15 protein-coding genes and 1 pseudogene are annotated in these 17,091 nt (G+C 66.9%); 10 read left to right on the top strand and 6 right to left on the bottom strand.

Going from position 1 to position 17,091, the window contains the following annotated elements; translation table 11 throughout:
- The first annotated feature begins 98 nt into the window (after positions 1–98).
- Entirely contained in the window at positions 99–599 is a 501-nt protein-coding gene (locus KY499_RS11200) for a DUF4190 domain-containing protein (RefSeq protein ID WP_219885409.1), read from the top strand.
- Positions 600–681: 82 nt separating this feature from the next.
- On the opposite strand, the gene KY499_RS11195 is transcribed toward KY499_RS11200, so the two are convergent.
- Entirely contained in the window at positions 682–2,151 is a 1,470-nt protein-coding gene (locus tag KY499_RS11195) for a peptide MFS transporter (protein ID WP_123253584.1), read from the bottom strand.
- Between the two features lie 92 nt (positions 2,152–2,243).
- Complete coding sequence (locus KY499_RS11190) at positions 2,244–3,371, bottom strand: alcohol dehydrogenase catalytic domain-containing protein (RefSeq protein WP_123253585.1); 1,128 nt, start codon at positions 3,369–3,371, stop codon at positions 2,244–2,246.
- Between the two features lie 112 nt (positions 3,372–3,483).
- On the opposite strand from KY499_RS11190, the gene KY499_RS11185 reads away from it, so the two are divergent.
- On the top strand, positions 3,484–5,523 hold the full coding sequence (locus KY499_RS11185) for a sialate O-acetylesterase (protein WP_219885408.1): 2,040 nt from the start codon (positions 3,484–3,486) through the stop codon (positions 5,521–5,523).
- Positions 5,524–5,563: 40 nt separating this feature from the next.
- On the opposite strand, the gene KY499_RS11180 is transcribed toward KY499_RS11185, so the two are convergent.
- Positions 5,564–7,012 (bottom strand): amidase, encoded by a 1,449-nt coding sequence (locus tag KY499_RS11180; protein ID WP_123253587.1) that lies wholly within the window; start codon positions 7,010–7,012, stop codon positions 5,564–5,566.
- Positions 7,013–7,304: 292 nt separating this feature from the next.
- Between KY499_RS11180 and KY499_RS11175 the strand changes: the two genes are divergently transcribed.
- The 3 genes from KY499_RS11175 (at position 7,305) to KY499_RS11165 (ending at position 8,944) form a co-directional block, all read left to right on the top strand.
- Positions 7,305–7,631, top strand: a complete 327-nt coding sequence (locus KY499_RS11175; protein ID WP_123253588.1) for a rhodanese-like domain-containing protein — start codon at positions 7,305–7,307, stop codon at positions 7,629–7,631.
- 18 nt (positions 7,632–7,649) lie between these two features.
- Complete coding sequence (gene pheA, locus KY499_RS11170; RefSeq protein WP_123253589.1) at positions 7,650–8,630, top strand: prephenate dehydratase; 981 nt, start codon at positions 7,650–7,652, stop codon at positions 8,628–8,630.
- A gap of 92 nt (positions 8,631–8,722) precedes the next feature.
- On the top strand, positions 8,723–8,944 hold the full coding sequence (locus tag KY499_RS11165; RefSeq protein WP_123253590.1) for a hypothetical protein: 222 nt from the start codon (positions 8,723–8,725) through the stop codon (positions 8,942–8,944).
- Here the strand turns inward: KY499_RS11165 and KY499_RS11160 are convergent.
- Positions 8,941–10,005, bottom strand: coding sequence for a diacylglycerol kinase family protein (locus tag KY499_RS11160; protein WP_219885407.1), 1,065 nt, complete (start codon positions 10,003–10,005; stop codon positions 8,941–8,943). The two genes, KY499_RS11165 and KY499_RS11160, sit on opposite strands and share 4 nt — an antisense overlap.
- Positions 10,006–10,083: 78 nt before the next feature.
- Here KY499_RS11160 and serS point away from each other — a divergent pair, with 78 nt between their 5' ends.
- Together serS and KY499_RS11150 are read left to right on the top strand one after the other, a co-directional pair.
- Positions 10,084–11,364, top strand: coding sequence for a serine--tRNA ligase (gene serS, locus KY499_RS11155; RefSeq protein ID WP_123253592.1), 1,281 nt, complete (start codon positions 10,084–10,086; stop codon positions 11,362–11,364).
- A gap of 166 nt (positions 11,365–11,530) precedes the next feature.
- Positions 11,531–12,376 (top strand): HAD family hydrolase, encoded by an 846-nt coding sequence (locus tag KY499_RS11150; protein ID WP_123253593.1) that lies wholly within the window; start codon positions 11,531–11,533, stop codon positions 12,374–12,376.
- A gap of 119 nt (positions 12,377–12,495) precedes the next feature.
- On the opposite strand, the gene KY499_RS11145 is transcribed toward KY499_RS11150, so the two are convergent.
- Complete coding sequence (locus tag KY499_RS11145; protein WP_123253594.1) at positions 12,496–13,095, bottom strand: MarR family transcriptional regulator; 600 nt, start codon at positions 13,093–13,095, stop codon at positions 12,496–12,498.
- Positions 13,096–13,247: 152 nt separating this feature from the next.
- Between KY499_RS11145 and KY499_RS11140 the strand changes: the two are divergent.
- A pseudogene (locus tag KY499_RS11140) lies at positions 13,248–13,469 on the top strand (hypothetical protein); the annotation flags it as partial.
- A 137-nt stretch (positions 13,470–13,606) separates the two neighbouring features.
- On the opposite strand, the gene KY499_RS11135 reads toward KY499_RS11140, so the two are convergent.
- A complete protein-coding gene (locus KY499_RS11135; protein WP_123253595.1) occupies positions 13,607–14,095 on the bottom strand; it encodes an inorganic diphosphatase in 489 nt (162 codons plus the stop codon).
- A 152-nt stretch (positions 14,096–14,247) separates the two neighbouring features.
- Here KY499_RS11135 and dacB point away from each other — a divergent pair, with 152 nt between their 5' ends.
- Both dacB and KY499_RS11125 read left to right on the top strand, forming a co-directional pair.
- Entirely contained in the window at positions 14,248–15,750 is a 1,503-nt protein-coding gene (gene dacB / locus KY499_RS11130; RefSeq protein WP_219885406.1) for a D-alanyl-D-alanine carboxypeptidase/D-alanyl-D-alanine-endopeptidase, read from the top strand.
- A 129-nt stretch (positions 15,751–15,879) separates the two neighbouring features.
- The gene (locus KY499_RS11125) at positions 15,880–16,992 is read left to right on the top strand and encodes a zinc-dependent metalloprotease (protein ID WP_219885405.1); all 1,113 of its coding nucleotides are present in this window, start codon (positions 15,880–15,882) and stop codon (positions 16,990–16,992) included.
- Positions 16,993–17,091: the final 99 nt, after the last annotated feature.

Below are 17,091 nucleotides of genomic sequence, written 5' to 3'. Positions count from 1 at the left end.
TACGCTTTGGTCGAATCCGCTCGTCAGCGCGTAACAAAGTCCTGACCAGCGGATCCGTCCGGCGGTAGTCTTGAGGCAGGGACACCAGAGGGGATTTCATGACAGATCAACCGACGCCGGGCAACGACGGGGCGCCGAAGGGCCAGCAGCCGCCGTCCTACCAGCCACCGCCGCACCGGCAGTCAGATGCGCCGGATTACGGCCAGCCGCCGTGGCCGTACGGTACGCCGCCGGCTGCACCCGGGCAGTCCTACGGGGCGCCGGATTACGGGCAGCCGCCCTACGGGCAACGGGGCAGCCCCTACAACGCTTATGGCCAGCCGGTCTACTACCCTTTACCGCCGGAGCCGAAGGGCCTGAGCATCGCCAGCCTGTGCTGCGGGATCACCGTGTACCTCGGCTTCGGTGTCTTTATCCTCCCGCAACTCGCCGCCGTCTTCCTGGGCCACCTGGCCCTCCGGCGGGAGCCTGCCGGACGGGGCATGGCGATTGCCGGACTGGTACTGGGGTACGTCGGCATCGCGATCACCGTCCTGGTCATCGGGCTTCTGGTCGCGCTCGGTATGACTGCGGCATCATACGGCGGCTACAGGGTCTAAGGTTCTCCGCGCCGCCGGGGCCGGTGCAGGCGGCGCCTTGCCGCCTGCACCGGCCCCGGCTCGTTAGCCTTGGGCAGGCCAGCTAGCGGACGCCGCCCATGCGCTTGCTGATCGCCGGTGAGGCGGCTGCCAGACCCGCGGCCAGGAACATCGCCGTGCCGCCGATCCCGATGAAGTACGGCAGTTCGTCGGCAGGGTTGTAGAGACCGGCGAGGATGCCTGCCAGTGTGGTGCCCAGGGATACGGACAGGAAGAACAGGGCCACCATTTGCGTGTGGAAGGCCTTGGGGGCCAATTTGGTGGTCACCGACAAACCGATGGGGGAGAGGAACAGTTCCGCGAGAGTGAACAGGAACAGGATCCCGACGATCGCCAGCAGCGGTGTCTTTCCTTCCCCGGCCAGCGGGATAAAGGCCAGGAAGGCCAGACCCATGACAAAAAGTCCGATCGAGAACTTCAGTGCCGAGCCGGGCTGCTTGCGGCCGAGCCGGGTCCACAGTGCGGCCATGACTCCGGCGAAGATGATGATGAAGACGGGGTTGATGGACTGGACCCAAGCGGCCGGCATTTCCCAACCGAACAGGTTTCGGTCCAGCTTTTCTTCGGAGTAGACGGCAATGAAGGTGAACTGCTGCTGGAATAACGCCCAGAAGGCGGCCGAGGCCAAGTAAAGCGGGATGAACGCGGTGACCCGGCCCCGCTCAGTGGCGTTGACCTTCTTGCTCCTGAAAATGAGGACGAAGTACAGGACCGACGCGCCGATCGCCGTGTACGCCATGGCCATGGCGAGGTTTCCGGCGTTGACCGTTCCAGTGGCGAGCAGCAGCGCGATGACCGCGGCGACGCCGGCGAAGATGAAGCCGTACTTCTTGCGCTCCGTAGCCGGGAGCGGGTTTGGAACGTGGAGGGTTTCGACGGGGAGTTTCCTGCGGCCGAGCGTGTAGATGACGAGGCCCAGCGCCATGCCGACGGCGGCGGCGCCGAAGCCCCAGTGGAAGCCCTGGCTCTCCTGCAGCCAGCCGGTCACCAGCGGCCCCATCAGGCCACCGACGTTGATGCCCATATAGAAGATGGAGAATCCGGCGTCGCGCCGTTCGTCCTTTTCGCCGTAGAGACTGCCGACCAGGGCCGTGGCGTTGGCCTTGAGGCCGCCGGAGCCCACGCCGACCAGCACGAGCCCGGCGATCAGGCCCGGGACTCCGGGTACAAGTGCCAGTGCGATGTGGCCCGCCATGATCAGGATTGCGGAGCCGAACAGCACCCGCTCCGAACCGAGGAGCCGGTCCGCGAGCCAGGCGCCGAGGATGGTGGAGAGGTAGACGCCGCCGCCGTAGGCGCCGACGAGGCTGGCTGCGAGGCCCTGCTCGATCTCCAGACCGCCCTTGGTGGCCGAGAAGTACATGTAGTACAGGAGGATGCCTTGCATTCCGTAGAACGAGAAGCGTTCCCACATCTCGACGGAGAACAGGCTGGCCAGCATCTTCGGGTGGCCAAAAAAGGATGTATCGCCCGGCTTTGTCGCGGGGGGATCGGATAAATGAGTTGTGCTCATTTACTTAATGCTGACAGTGTGACGAAAGAATGTCACATTGGCGGCGGCGCCGTTGGGGCCCGGTGGCATGCCCGCCGTGCCGCCAGGCCGGGTTAGGGTGCCAGCCCGGCGCCGTCGTCGAACATGATGACTTGCCGGACCGCTTTTCCGTCAGCCAAATGGTCCATCGCCTGGTTAATGTCTGCCAACCCGATCCGCGCGGTGATGAGTTCCTCAACTGGCAATTTGCCGTCCCGCCAAAGCTGGGCGTACCTGGGGATGTCGCGGGAGGGGACGGCGGAGCCAAGATAGCTGCCGATGACGGTCCGGGCCTCCGCCGTCATCGTCAGCGGTGAGATCTGTGCCCGGGCATCAGGCGACGGCAGACCGGCCGTGATGGTGGTGCCGCCGACGGCGGTGGCGGCGAACGCCGTTTCGAAAGCTCGGGGATTGCCGGCGCATTCGATCACATATTTCGCCTTCACGCCTTCCTCGAGGAGTTGCTGCGGGGTGTACGTTTCATGGGCGCCCAAGCGGCGGGCATGCTCAAGTTTTTCCGCCACGGTGTCCACCGCAATGATCCGTACCAAGCCTTGCGAGACCGCGGTGATGAGCGCCGCCATCCCGACGCCGCCGAGGCCAACGACCATGAGGCTGTCTTCGGGCCGGGGCCGGGCGGCGTTCAGGACGGCGCCGCCCCCGGTGAGCACGGCGCAGCCAAGCACTGCAGCGACGTCCGCCGGAATGTCGTCCCCGACCGGCACGGCCGAGGCCCGGTCCACGACGGCGTGGGTGGCAAAGCCGGAGACTCCCAGATGGTGGAAGACCGTCCCGCCGTCCCGGCGCAAATGCATCGACCCGTGAAGCAAGGTCCCGTCCCCGTTGCTCTTCGTGCCGGCCGTGCAGGGCAGCCGGCCGTCCTCCGCACAGTTGGGGCAGTCTTCACAGCGAGGCAGGAAGGACATGACCACGCGCTGCCCTGCCTGCAAATCCGTAACTTCGGCTCCGACCTCGACGACGCGTCCCGCCGCCTCATGGCCCAGCAGCATCGGCACCGGTCGACGCCGGTTGCCGTCGACAACGCTCAAATCCGAATGACAGACTCCGGCGGCCTCCAACCGGACCAGGATTTCGGTCGGCCCGGGACTATCCAACTCCAGTTCGCAGAGGCTGAGGGGCCGGGACTCCGCGAACGGACGCGGACGGCCGATTTCCTCAAGAACTGCGCCGGTGATCTTCATTGATCCCTCTCTTCGAGCATTGGGTTGTGACTGACGATAGCCGTCCCGCCAAATTGGGGTCCAATCGGCTGCACCAAGGAAAATCCTAGGTCCCGGGTTAAGACTTGAGAACATGGCTGGTTCGGGAAGGTCATGGCGCGCCCCCGGCAGGGGCCGGCGATCGGCGGAGGCGCTCCGCCGGGTGGCCATGCGCGGCCTGCTGGCCAGCATGACAGTTTGCGCCCTGCTGCTCGCCGGTGTCATGCCAGCGCAGGCCCGGGAACCGGTCGCGGCGCTGCGCGTGTTCCTGGCGGTGGGACAGTCGAACATGTCCGGACGGGGCCTGCCAATCGGGGGTCCCGAGGACAAAGTGGATCCGCGCATTTTCCAGTTCGGCGCGAAGAACCGCACCCTCCGGCCGGGCAGAATCCATTTGGACATGCACGACAGCCCGAGCGGCATTTCGCCTGCGACGACCTTTGCACGCGAGTACCTTAAGGCCCAGCCCGAAAACGTCGGCGTGCTCATCATCCCGGCCGCCCACGGCGGCACCGTGTTCGCCTCGGCCGCGGGCACCCTGACGTGGTCGGTGGGAAAGGCTTCCGCTCCGGAGTATGACCTGCCGGAGCTGGCCATCGCGCAGACCCTGGAGGGGATTGCGGCGGCCCGGGCGGCCGGTTACGCGGTCAGCCTGGAAGGCATTCTCTGGCACCAGGGCGAAGGCAACGCTCGGATGTCGACAGCTGCCTACAGTGCGCACCTGGATGAGCTCATCGGACACTTCCGGTCCCGGCTGCAGGCGCCGGCGCTGCCGTTTGTGGTGGGGGGCATGACGCCAGAAGGAATCGACGCCATCCCGGGCAGGAAAAACGTCGACCGGAGCCACCGCGAGACCCCGTCGCGGGTCGTCCATACCGGATTCGCCGATGCTATGCGGGGCGGCCTGAATGCCGGCGACATCACACACTTTTCCCGGACGGGCGTCGAATATCTGGGCAAAACCTATCTTTCCGGCTACTGGCGAGCCACTGGTAACGCTGGTGCTGGTTCCACTCAAGCGGGCTATCCCGGACAGACGGTGGCCGTGCCGGCGACCCGGATCCTGGATACCAGATTGTCATCCGGCCGGGTTCCGGGCGGGGGGTCGGTCACGTTCAAAGTCGCCGGAGTGAACGGTCTGCCGGTGGATATCGCCGCGGTGGCTATCAACCTGACCGTGACGGAAGCGGCGTCGTTTGGCTTCATCACGGCCCATGCCTCGGGAACGGGAAAGCCCAACGCCTCCAATGTCAATTACGCCGCCGGGCAGACCGTCCCCAACCTGGCAGTCGTGCCCGTGGGTGCGGACGGGAAGGTGATTCTTTCCAATACTTCGACCGGTTCCGTCCAGCTGGTCGCCGACGTCTCGGCGTATTTTCGCGCTGGGACACCGTCTGTCCCCGGGGCGTTTAAGTCCATTGCCCCGACCCGGTTCCTGGACACGCGAACGTCGTCCGGGAAAGTGATCGGGGGCCGGGCAGTGTCTTTCACTGTGGCCGGCACACGGGGCGTTCCAGCCAACGCTGCCGCTGTCGTCCTGAACCTCACGGCGACTGAGACCAAAGCGTCCGGCTTCCTGACGGCGCATGCGACCGGCACGGGCAGGCCGAACGCGTCAAACGTGAACTATGGGGCGGGTCAGACGATTCCGAATCTCGTCGTAGTTCCGATCGGGCGCAGCGGGAAAGTGACGATCTCCAACACCTCGTCGGGCTCCGCGCAGGTCGTTGCCGACGTGTCAGGGTATTTTCTCGCCGGGGAGCCGGCCCGGGCCGGCTCCCTGGACGCGCTGGCGGTGCCGACGAGGTTCCTGGATACGCGGGTTTCTTCCGGCCGGGTCCCCGCCGGTGGCTCGGTGGCGCTCCAGGTCGCAGGGGTGAACGGCCTGCCGGCCACACTGTCCGCCGTCGTGGTGAACCTCACCGTCACCGAGGCGAGGTCCGCCGGCTTCCTGACAGCCTTCGCCTCGGGGGCGGCCAGGCCGAATGCGTCGAATGTGAATTTCGCGCCCGGACAGACGGTCCCCAACCTGGCCGTGGTACCGGTCGGCCCGGACGGCAGGATCCGGATCGCCAATAGCTCCGGCGGGAGCGTGCAACTTGTCGCCGACGTCTCCGGCTACATCATGAAGTAGTGAGGCCCGGTCCGGTGGTGCGGCAGGCCCGGCCCGTCGTTCAGAAGCCCAGCTGCGCCGCCACTTGCAGTAAGAGCGCCTCAGATCCCATCGGCCCGATGAGCTGGATTCCCATCGGCAGGCCCGAACCCGGTGCGCCGCCGGTCCAGTGCACCGGAATGCTCACGGCAGGGAGCCCGCACACATTGACCATGGAAGACCACGGCGCAAACTCACACTGCCGCCGGTAATCGCCGTCGGCGTCTTTGCCCCATTCGGTGGCAGGCCAGTACCCGTCGCCGTGACCAGTCCCCGTGAACCAGCCGACGGGCCGGGGGGTCTGCGCCAGGGCCGGCATCAGCATGAGGTCCCACGCGGCGTACTGGGCGGCCGTGTCGCGTTGGAACTGCCGCAGGAAAGCGAGGGACTCGTTCAGTTTCGAGGCGCTGCGCTGCTGTGCGCGGCGCCGGAAGGTGCGTGTCAGGGGTGTCAGGAGTGCTTCGCGCTGGGGTGCGATGCGGGCGGACCCGACGCCGGCAGTCCAGGCCGTCGTGAACGCGTCCGGGTAGCGGTTGTCATAGCTGACCGGCGCTTCCATCGTTTCGTGTCCGGCAGCCTCCAGCAGCTTGACTCCGGCTGCGAGGGCATCGAGCGCTTCGCGGTCCGGCGTGAACGGGAAAATTCTTTGCCAAGGGCTGTCCAGGCTCACTCCGATCCGCAACTTGGACGGTTCACGGGACGCCCGCTCAAGGTAGCCCGGTGCGGGTGACCCGCCGGGAGCGCGGCCGTTGGTGTCGCTGACCAGTGCGTCCAGCAATAATGCCGCGTCAGCCGCGGATCGTGCCAGCGGCCCGGCGACGACCAGTCCGGCCGCATCTCCGGCGCTTTCACCGGCCGGGACAAGCCCCCGGCCGGGTTTCAGGCCCACCAGCCCGCACGCGGCGGCCGGAATACGGATCGAGCCGCCGCCGTCCGAACCCGGGGCGAAGGGCAGCAATCCGGCCGCGACCGCGGCAGCGCTGCCGCCCGAGGACCCGCCCGAGCTGCGGCTCAACGCATGCGGGTTGCGCGACGGCGGTGCGATGTGGTTCTCGCTGTACGCCGTCAGACCAAATTCAGGGACCTGGGTCTTGCCCAGGGAAATGGCGCCGGCAGCTTTGAGGATTGCTGCCAGGGCGCCGTCGGACAGCGCAGGCCGGTGATCCAGGGCGGCGCTGCCGTGCGTGGTCACAACACCTGCCACGTCGGTGAGGTCTTTGAAAGCGACCGGCATCCCGTGCAGCGGCGGCAGGGCGTTCTCTCCCGTGCGGGAGCGCTGCGCATGGAAGTCGTCGGCTAATCCGGCGTCCGTCAGGGCCTGGTCCGCAGTCACGGTAATGAACGCGCCGAGGCGCGGGTTTTCTGCGTTGATCCGGTCCAGGAAGTGCTCCGCGGCCTGCCGGGCGGAGAGCTCCCCGGACCGCAGAGCATCGCGCAGATGCACTGCCGAAAGCTCGTGGATCTCAGCCACGCGAACGCCGCTCCGGAGGCGCGCCGGCCGTGGCGGCCCTCGAGGGACATGCCCATTCCCGGGCACCATAGATGGGCATAGTGCCGTTATGTCCAGTTGCCGCAGCGGGGGGAGGGCATGTCCGCGGAGGGCCGCTGGGCATGTCCCCTCCGGGGTGTGCCGGGATGTCACGCGGTGTGACCATGGACTCTCCTTTGCGCTCCCCAGAAGCGTAACCTGCCCGCCGGGTGGGACCTCCGGGTGCGGCTGGCGATACGCTGGGACGAACCTCTACATCTGCGGAAGGGCGACCATGAGCGACTTCGATACCGTCACTGTCTCCGGCATTCCCGACGGGGCCAGCATCCTGGATGTCCGCGAGGACTATGAATGGGTGGCCGGCCACGCAGAGGGGGCCCTGCACATTCCGCTGGACCAGCTCCCGGCCCGGCTCGACGAGCTGGATCCCGACGAGGATCTGTATGTCATCTGCCGTACCGGCGGCCGGTCCACCCGAGCCGCCCAGTGGCTTGTAGGCCAAGGCTACTCCGCCGTCAACGTCGCCGGCGGGATGGACCAGTGGCTTGAAACCGGGATGCCGCTGGTGTCCGATAACGGACTCAAACCCGTCGTCCTGTAACCGAAGAAGGAAAAAGCCATGCCCGCCTCACCCGTCACCTATACGTTCCTGGGCCCCGAAGGCACCTTCACCGAGGCGGCCCTGATGCAGGTCCCGGGCGCTGCGGACGCCATCCGCATCCCGTCCTCGAACGTGAATGCGGCACTGGACCGGGTCCGAGAAGGCTCGGTCGATGCGGCCATGGTGCCGATCGAAAACTCCGTCGAGGGCGGTGTCACCGCGACCCTCGACGCAATAGCGACCGGTCAGGAACTGCGGATCCTCCGTGAGGCACTTGTGCCGATCAGCTTCGTGCTGGTGGCCAGGCCGGGGACCCGGATCGGGGACATCCGCCGCATCTCCACCCACGGCCATGCCTGGGCGCAATGCAGGCTCTGGGCCGAGAAGAATATTCCCGATGCGGAATACATCCCGGGTTCGTCGACGGCTGCGGCAGCCATGGGACTTCTCGACGACGTCGTGCACTACGACGCCGCCATCTGCGCTCCAATTGTGGCCGGCGAGCAGCCAGGGCTGGCCGTCCTGGCCAAAAATATTGGCGACAACCCGGGTGCAGTCACCCGGTTCGTGCTGGTCGGCCGCCCCGGCGAACTTCCTGAGCGTACCGGCGCGGACAAGACCACGGTGGTGGTTCCGCTGCCCGAGGACCGGCCCGGCGCGCTGATGGAAATCCTGGACCAGTTCGCCACCCGCGGCGTGAACCTGAGCCGGATCGAATCCCGGCCGACCGGGCAGTACCTGGGGCACTACTTCTTCAGCATCGACGCTGACGGACACGTGGCCGACGCGAGGGTTGCCGATGCCCTCGCCGGTTTGCACCGGATCAGCCCTGCCACCCGGTTCCTTGGTTCCTACTCCCGGGCGGACGGCGTCCGGACGGAGGTCGAACGGCACACGTCGGACCGGGCCTTCCGTGCGGCCCACTCCTGGGTGAATGAAATTCTTGATTCGACATCAGCGGAGCCCGAATATACTCCGCAGGCTTCGCCTAAATCGTAGACAAATGCCCCATCGGGCACTTCCGCCCCCCGAAAACTGTGCGTATGCTTACCTGATCCATTGAGGAAGACCTCTACCGGAAGGAACAGGTCATGTCAGGGACCAGCATCGAAAACGACGGCCAGGGAATGATCGTGAATCCCAAACCGACCGCTGAGAATCAGGACTGGGACGGCGACGACGCTGACCGCGCGGACCGGCTCCGCTTTGAAGAGGAGCAGGCCATGATCCGTGAGCAGTCCGAGGCCCGCGCCGCCAAAGCGGCGGCCGAGGCGAAGAAGGCCGCCGAAACGAAAAAGCAGGCCAGTACCTAGACCTGATCAATGCCGTCCTTGACCCGGATCAGCAGCGACGCCGGATCAATCTGCACAGTGACCTTCGTGGCCCTGCCCGAGGTATCCCCGTCAATCTGGGTAGGCATCGGCTCAGTACAACGGATCGTCACCTTCCCCGAGCGGTAATAGGTCATAACGGGCAAAGTCCGCTTGTGCTTGAAGACAATCTTTGTGGACATGGCGACCCAACCGATTGCGCTCCGCGGACTCATCACTACAACGTCCAGCATGCCATCATCAATCATGGCCTGGGGGATGAAGTCGATCCCGCCAGGCACCAGTCCGCAGTTCGCGAAGAGTACGCTGCGGATCTTGCGGCTCTGCGCCGGCAGGTCATCGAGCGCAATTGAGACTTTCTTCCGGCGGCCCGGCAGGTGCCTGACACCGGCCTCGGTGTAGGCCAGCCAGCCCACCGCTTTCTTCAGCCCGTCGTTGGTGTCCCGGACCACTTCCGCGTCCATGCCGATTCCGGCGATGACCAGAAAGACATGCTCCGCGGATTCCCCGGTCCGATCATTTTCGACCCGCATCCGCGCTGAGTCGATGAAGCGCTGGTGCCCGAACAGTGCCGCGTGAACATTACCCGACAGGTCGTTGACCTCCAGGTGAATGTTCCGGGCCAGGAGGTTGCCCGTGCCGAGCGGAATCAGGGCCATGGCGGTCCCCGTGCCGGCCAGAACCTCGGCCACGACGCGGACGGTACCGTCGCCCCCGCCCACGAGGACGACGTCGGCCCCGGACTCCAAGGCTGCCCGCGCCTGCGAAAATCCGGGATCCGAGGCGGTTGTCTCGAAGAACCGCGGTGCTTCCCAGCCGGCCCTGGCGCACGCGGCTTCGATCAGTCTCCGGGCCTCCGCTGATCTGGCCTTGATCGGGTTCATTACAACCGCGACCCGCTGGTTCCCGGGCTCCGGGCGATGGGTTTCCTCCCAGACGGCCCTGCGGGTGTGTTTGGCTTTCAGCCGGCGCACGCCCCACCAGCTGGAGACGGCGAAAGCCAGAAGTCCAGCAATGGTGAGATACAGCAGCCAGTCGCGCATGGTGCTCCAACAATATCCCGCCGCTGATTGTTGCAGGGGGTGCCCTGCAACACCAGCCGGATTGGATACTCTTGTCTCGTGATCGACGTAAAAGACCTCAGCGAAAATCCGGACAAGTTCCGTGCCAGCCAGCGCGCCCGCGGCGCCGACGAATCCGTGGTGGACGCGGTCATCGCGGCCGACGCCGCCCGGCGTGCGGCGCTGATCAACTTCGAAAACCTGCGGGCGGAACAGAACGCCTACGGCAAGAAGGTCGCCCAAGCCAAGGGCGAGGAAAAGCAGGCCCTGCTTGCTGAGGTGAAGGTCCTCGCGGCGTCCGTCAAGGCAGCCTCTGCCGAGGCCGATACCGCCCAGGCCGCCCAGGAGGAACTGCTCCGAACAATCCCCAACCTCGTCGAGGACGGCGTCCCGGCAGGCGGCGAGGACGACTACATCGTGGTCAAGACGGTCGGCACGCCGCGGGAGTTCCCTGATTTTGAGCCGAAGGACCACCTGGAAATCGGCGAGCTGATCGGCGCCATTGACATGGAGCGCGGCGCCAAGGTCTCTGGTTCGCGTTTCTACTTCCTTCGGGGCGTCGGTGCGCGGCTTGAAATGGCGCTGCTGCAAATGGCGATGGCACAGGCCATCGACGCCGGGTTCATTCCCATGATCACCCCCACGCTGGTCCGGCCGGAGACGATGCAGGGCACCGGATTCGATGTCAAGCACGACGCTGAGATCTACCGCCTGGCCGAAGACGACCTCTACCTGGTGGGAACGTCCGAGGTGCCCCTCGCGGGCTATCACGCCGACGAGATCCTGGACCTCTCCGGCGGCCCCATCCGCTTTGCCGGGCAGAGCTCGTGCTACCGGCGCGAGGCCGGTTCGCACGGGAAGGACACCCGCGGCATCATCCGCGTGCACCAATTCAACAAGGTGGAGATGTTTATCTACACCACCGTTGAGGAGGCTGCCGCCGAACACGCGCGCCTGCTCGCCTGGGAAGAGGAGATGCTGGCCAAGTGCGAGCTTCCCTACCGCGTGATCGATACCGCCGCCGGTGATCTGGGCAGCTCCGCGGCCCGCAAGTTTGACTGCGAAGCCTGGGTCCCCACCCAGGGCGCATACCGGGAACTGACATCGACGTCGAACTGCACCACGTTCCAGGCCCGTCGCCTCAACATCCGCGAACGCGTCGTTAACGAGGCCGGTGCGTCCAAAGGCACCCGGGCCGTGGCCACGCTCAACGGCACCCTCGCCACGACCCGTTGGATCGTGGCCATCCTCGAGCACCACCAGAACCCGGACGGCTCCGTCAACGTCCCTGCGGCCCTGCAGCCGTATCTCGGCGGAATGACTGTCCTGCCCGTCCTCTGATCCGCCCTGCGACGCCCCAGTTGGTCCGTGACGCGCAAATGACCCCTCGACGCCGGAACACCGGTATCGAGGGGTCATTTGCGCGTCGCTGGATGTTCACAGCGAATTAATACCCGCCGTGGCGTGTGTCCTGGCGGCTCCCGGGGGCGTCTGCTCTACTTGATGGATGACTTCATTGACTGCAACCTCAGCCGCCGGCAACGATGACCGGCGAAACACGCACGACAAACTGATGGTCGCCCTGGACGTCGACGGTACCCTCGTCAACCACGATGGTCACATGTCGGTTCCGGTGCGGGAGGCCGCCCAGGCAGTGGTGGCTGCAGGCCATCACGTGATGATCGCCACCGGCCGCTCGCTCAAAGCCACGCTGCCGATTATCGAGCACATCGGCATCGACAACGGCTACGCCGTCTGCTGCAACGGCGGCGTGACCCTCCGCCTCGACTCCGGGCTCGTCGACGGCTACGAGATCCTCCACAAGGCCACCTTCGACCCCGGACCCGCGCTCCGTGCCCTGCGCCAGCAGCTTCCCACGGCCAAGTATGCGCTCGAGGACGAGGACGGCAATTTCCTCTCCACCGAACGTTTCCAGGATGCCAGCTTCGGCGTCGAGGCGATCGGCGTCGACTTCCAGACCATGCTCGACGCGACCGCCGTCCGCGTCGTGGTCTTCAGCGCCGAGAACACCCCTGAGGAGTTCGACGCGGCGATCCGCCACATCGGCCTCGACGGGGTGACCTACTCGGTGGGCTGGACCGCCTGGCTGGACATTGCCGCCGCCGGGGTCACCAAAGCCAGTGCGCTGGAGCGGATCCGCGGTCACCTGGACATTGGCACGCACCGCACGGTCGCCGTCGGCGACGGCCGCAATGACATCGAAATGCTGAACTGGGCCGGCCGCGGCGTGGCAATGGGCCAGGCGCCCGTGGAAGTGATCGCCGCCGCGGACGAGGTCACCAAGTCGGTATTCGAAGACGGCGCGGCCCACGTGCTGCGCAGCCTCCTCTAGGGGCGGGCCTGGTTCCGGCCCGGCAGTCCCGCCGGTGGTGAGAGGTGCCGGGATGCGGCCAAGCGTCAAGGATTCCCTGTTCCTCGGCTTGAAGCGCGGGTAACGCGGGCGGCTCCGGGCTAGCGGACGTCGAGGATGAGGCCCAGGAGCCGTGCCACGGCGGGCCTCGCCGCGTGCTCCTCGTTCCATTGCGCCCGGGCCACCGCCTTGCTGACCGCCTGGGTGGTGATCCCGAGTTCTTCGGCGACCGCCTTCTGCTGTCCGCGGACCCCGGGGGTCAGCAGGTCCAGGACACGCCACTCGGCAGGACTGCGGCTGTGCACAATGTGGCCGAGCAGGCGCAGGACGGCCTCAGACTCGGCCGCGAGGTCGGCCAGGGGGCCCTCGACCGCCACCGGGATGCGGTCCTTGCCGTTGCGGAGCCGGTCCACGGCGCGCCGGGCGTACACGAGTCCGTGGCCCGAGGCGTCCTTGATCCGGTCAGGCAGCGGTTCATTGACCGGGCCCACACCGATGCCGACGTACCAGCTGCCGCTGCGCAGGGCGATCATGGCCGCCTCCACCGTCTGCTGCGGGCAGTCCAGGATGCCTTGGACTTCGTCCTCAACGGAACGGTCGAAGTCCAGGCGCGCGGGAATGTGCCGCAAGTCCTTGAGGAGTTGGGGCACACGGTCGCCGTCGCGCCGGCTGTCGGTCTGGTTCATAGTCAGCGTGAACATTCTGGATCACACACTACCGGGTCGTAAGTTACCAACAAATGCGCCAGCCGCAGCTGGGCCGCCCGGCTTGTTCGCGGCCCGGAGCCGTGTTGCGATGGACGCCAACGTACCGGCCCGCCGAGGCGTCCCACCACTGCCGCCGCGGGCTGGACCGCCGCACCAACCGGGCAGGCCTGCACGTTCGCGGTTGCAAGGAGGAGGGCACCACCACAACTCCGTTCGACATGGCCATGCTCAACGGGATTGACCGCTTCCAGCTGGCCATCGACGTGATTGACCGGGTGCCGGGACTGGCCGCGAAGCACTCACTGCTCCGCCAGTCGCTGCAGGACAGCCGGATGCGCGCCCGCGACCATACCCGCGAATTCGGCTAAGACGCGGTGGAAATCAGCGGGTGGACCCTGGGGCGCCCGGAACCCCGCCTAAAACAGCAACGCGGGGTCACGTCCGGCCCATTCCGGAAGACCGGACGGACCAGAAATGACCCCGCGTTGCGGTCAGGCAAGCAGCGTCAGTGAGCTGTCGGCACGTAGCGCTTGATCGATGCCTCGAGCTCGGCTTCGGCGGCGGCACGGTCGCCCCAGCCCTCGGCCTTGACCCATTTGCCGGGCTCCAGGTCCTTGTAACGGGTGAAGAAGTGCTCGATTTCCTTGATCAGGAATTCGCTCACATCCGAGATTTCCTGGATGTGGTCGAAGCGGGCGTCAACCGGGACGCACAGGACCTTGGCGTCGCCGCCGCCGTCGTCGGTCATGTTGAACACGCCGATCGGGCGGGACTCGACGATCACGCCGGGGTGCAGGTCGAAGTCCTGCAGGAGAACCAGCGCATCCAGCGGATCGCCGTCCTCGCCCAGGGTGTTCTCGAAGTACCCGTAGTGGGTGGGGTACTGCATGGAGGTGAACAGGACACGATCCAGGCGGACGCGGCCGGTCTCATGGTCGACTTCGTATTTGACGCGGGATCCCTTGGGGATCTCGATGGTCACGTCATGCTTCATGGAATGCTCCTTGACGACTTCAGGGGGACGCGGCACGCGTGACGAACGGAAAAGCAGCGCCGGTGCCGCCGACTATTATTGAGGATATAGCGAGAGGCCCTGGTTTCAGGAACCAGTGCAGACATTTTCGGGACCAGAGGACCAGGAACGGTATGAAACGCAGAGCGCGCCGGACCGGCGCGGACCCGACGTCGGGGCTGCTGCGAGGGTACCTCCCGCTGGTGCTCCCGGTCCTGATCATCGCGGCACTGGCCTTCCCGGCGGGTATCGCACTCGCCCCGGCCCTGCGCGGCACGGACCGGACCCCGGACGCTGTCACCGCCGTGCCTTGGCAGCAGCTCCCCACGGCACTGGCTTCGCCCGGCAGCGCAACACATGGCCTGGCCGGAAGGCTCAGTGGTGATGCGCCCCTCCCGGACGCCGGCCCGCTGACGGCCCTGCTGAACGGGACGCTCCAGGCCGACGGCGGCGGGTCAATCACCGGTATCGTCCAGGATGCCGCGACCGGACAAGTAGTTTTTGACCGCGCCGGCGACGAGGCCCGTATTCCTGCCTCAAATATGAAGATCTTCACTGCCGGAGCGGCCCTGCGGACGCTGGGCCCGGAGCGCCGGTTCGGCACAAGCGTCGCGGCCGGCCCCACCCCCGGTTCGGTCGTTCTGACCGGAGGCGGAGACGTGTTGCTCGGCGCGGGTGAATCCGCCCCCGGCGCGGTCCTGGGCCGCGCAGGACTGGCGACCCTCGCCCGGTCCACCGTCCGGGCCCTCCAGTCCGACGGCGTCACCGGGGAGCTCACCGTCCTGCTGGACGACTCCCTCTTCACGGGTCCGCCGCTGAGCGCGGCGTGGAGCCCCGACGATGTGGCCGCCGGCGAGATCGCGCCGCTGTACCCCCTGGCGCTGAACTCTGCACGGTTCGACCCGGCCCGGCTCACCGGCCCGCGCCCCCAGGACCCCGCCATGGCCGCCGCCGAGTCCTTCGCCGGCCGGCTCGCGGCCGAGGCGGCAGCCGCCCCGGACGCCGGACTGTCCGTGGCGCCCGGCGTCGTGCGCTCCCCGGGGGCCGGGCCGAATCCGGATCCCGGGGCGCGGGTCCTGGCGGAAGTCCAGTCAGCGACGGTCGGGCAGCAGGTGGAGCTGCTGCTCCGGACTTCGGACAACTATCTCGCCGAGGCGATCGGCCGGATGACGGCGCTCGCAGCGGGCAAACCGGGGAGCAACGACGGCGCCATCGCGGCACTGCTGGCGCAACTGGCCGACCTGGGAATTCCGACGGATACCCTGCACGCCGCTGATGTCTCCGGCCTGGCCCTGGCCAACCGGGTTTCGGCCCGGCAGCTCGCCGGGATGGTCCGGACCATGACGTCAGGTGAGGACGCGCGGCTGCGCGCGGCCCTTCCGGGGTTCCCGGTGGCGGCCCTGACCGGGACCCTGGGCGAGCGGTTCCGGGGCGGGAACACCGCGGCAGGTGCCGGGCTGGTGCGCGCCAAGACGGGCACGTTGAACACGGTCAGCGCCCTCAGCGGCTACGTCGTTGACGCCGACGGCCGGTTGCTGGTCTTCGCCTTTATCGGCAATGGACTCAGCCCGGGCGCCGACAACAAACCGGTCCTGGACCGCTCCGCAGCCGTCCTGGCACGCTGCGGCTGCCGCTGACCGGGCGGGCCGCTGGAACGCATGCCCGCCGGCCGGTCAGGGCGGCTCTTCACGGACCCATGGACAGGACTGTTCGCCGGGCGGTGAACTTAAGGCGGATCATCAGGACCCTGTGATCTGATGGAGCCTATGGAGTCCTCTGCGCGCGAGACATCAGCCCCGGCCTTGATCAACTGGGAGCTTGCCGCTTCCACAGCCGCCCGCCTGGCGCCCGCCGGGCCAACGCTCGGTGCCGCCGAGATCGCCACCGCCGTGGAAAACCTCCGGCTCATGGCAGACATCTCCGTGCAGCACGTCCACGACATCACCGGGCTCGAGGCCGCCCGCGACCTGCGTGATTCCTCGGTCCTGGTAGTGGACCGGGCCTCCTGGGCCAAGGCCAACACGCAGAGCTTCGCGGTGATGCTCGAGCCTGCGATCAACAAAATGCTTGAGGACCGCCGCGGCGCGATCGCCCCGGGCACCGCAAACGTCAGTGGCGCCATCACCGGCAGCCAGCTCGGTGCCATCCTGGGGTTCCTCTCCAGCAAGGTCCTGGGCCAATATGACCCGTTCTCCGCCCTGGCCCGGGACTCCACAGCTCCCGCCGGCGGGCGCCTGCTGCTGGTCGCACCGAACATCATTGCCGTGGAACGTGAACTTAACGTTGAACCCGCGGACTTCAGGCTCTGGGTCTGCCTTCATGAGCAGACCCACCGGGTCCAGTTCGCTGCCGCACCATGGTTGCGGCACCACATGCTGGACGAGATCGCGAACCTCAGCGGCCATTTGCTCGGCAACGTTGATTCCCTGATGGAGCGGGCGTCTGCGGCCGCGAAATCCCTCAAGGACCGCACCGCAACCGGTGCAACGCCGGGCCGGGGCGTCATCCTGGACCTGCTGCAGGACCCGGAGGAGAAGGCCGCGCTTTCCCGCCTCACCGCGCTGATGAGCCTGCTCGAAGGCCACGCCAACGTGGTGATGGACGCCGTCGACGCCGGCATCGTCCCGTCGGTGAAGACCATCCGGCAGCGCTTCAACGACCGCGGCACGGACCGCGGCCTGATTGAGAAGTTCATCCGCAGCCTGCTGGGCCTGGATGCGAAGATGCGCCAGTACGCCGACGGCTCGAAGTTCGTCCGCGAGGTGGTGGCTGCCGCCGGCATGAGCGGCTTCAACCGGGTCTGGGAATCCGCGGAGCATCTGCCCACGGAACCTGAGATCCACGATTCGAAGCTCTGGCTTGAACGGATGGGGTTGTAATCACTGTGTCCGGCCGCCAAAACGCCTCCGCTCCCGCCGGGATCCCCGCGGCCCCGCAAGGACGACGCCGGCCCGGACGTCTGCTGCCCGTCGTTGGCA

It is taken from the genome of Arthrobacter sp. PAMC25284, from assembly GCF_019443425.1.
Lineage (GTDB): Bacteria > Actinomycetota > Actinomycetes > Actinomycetales > Micrococcaceae > Arthrobacter > Arthrobacter oryzae_A.
This window is presented reverse-complemented; position numbering and strand designations above follow the sequence as displayed.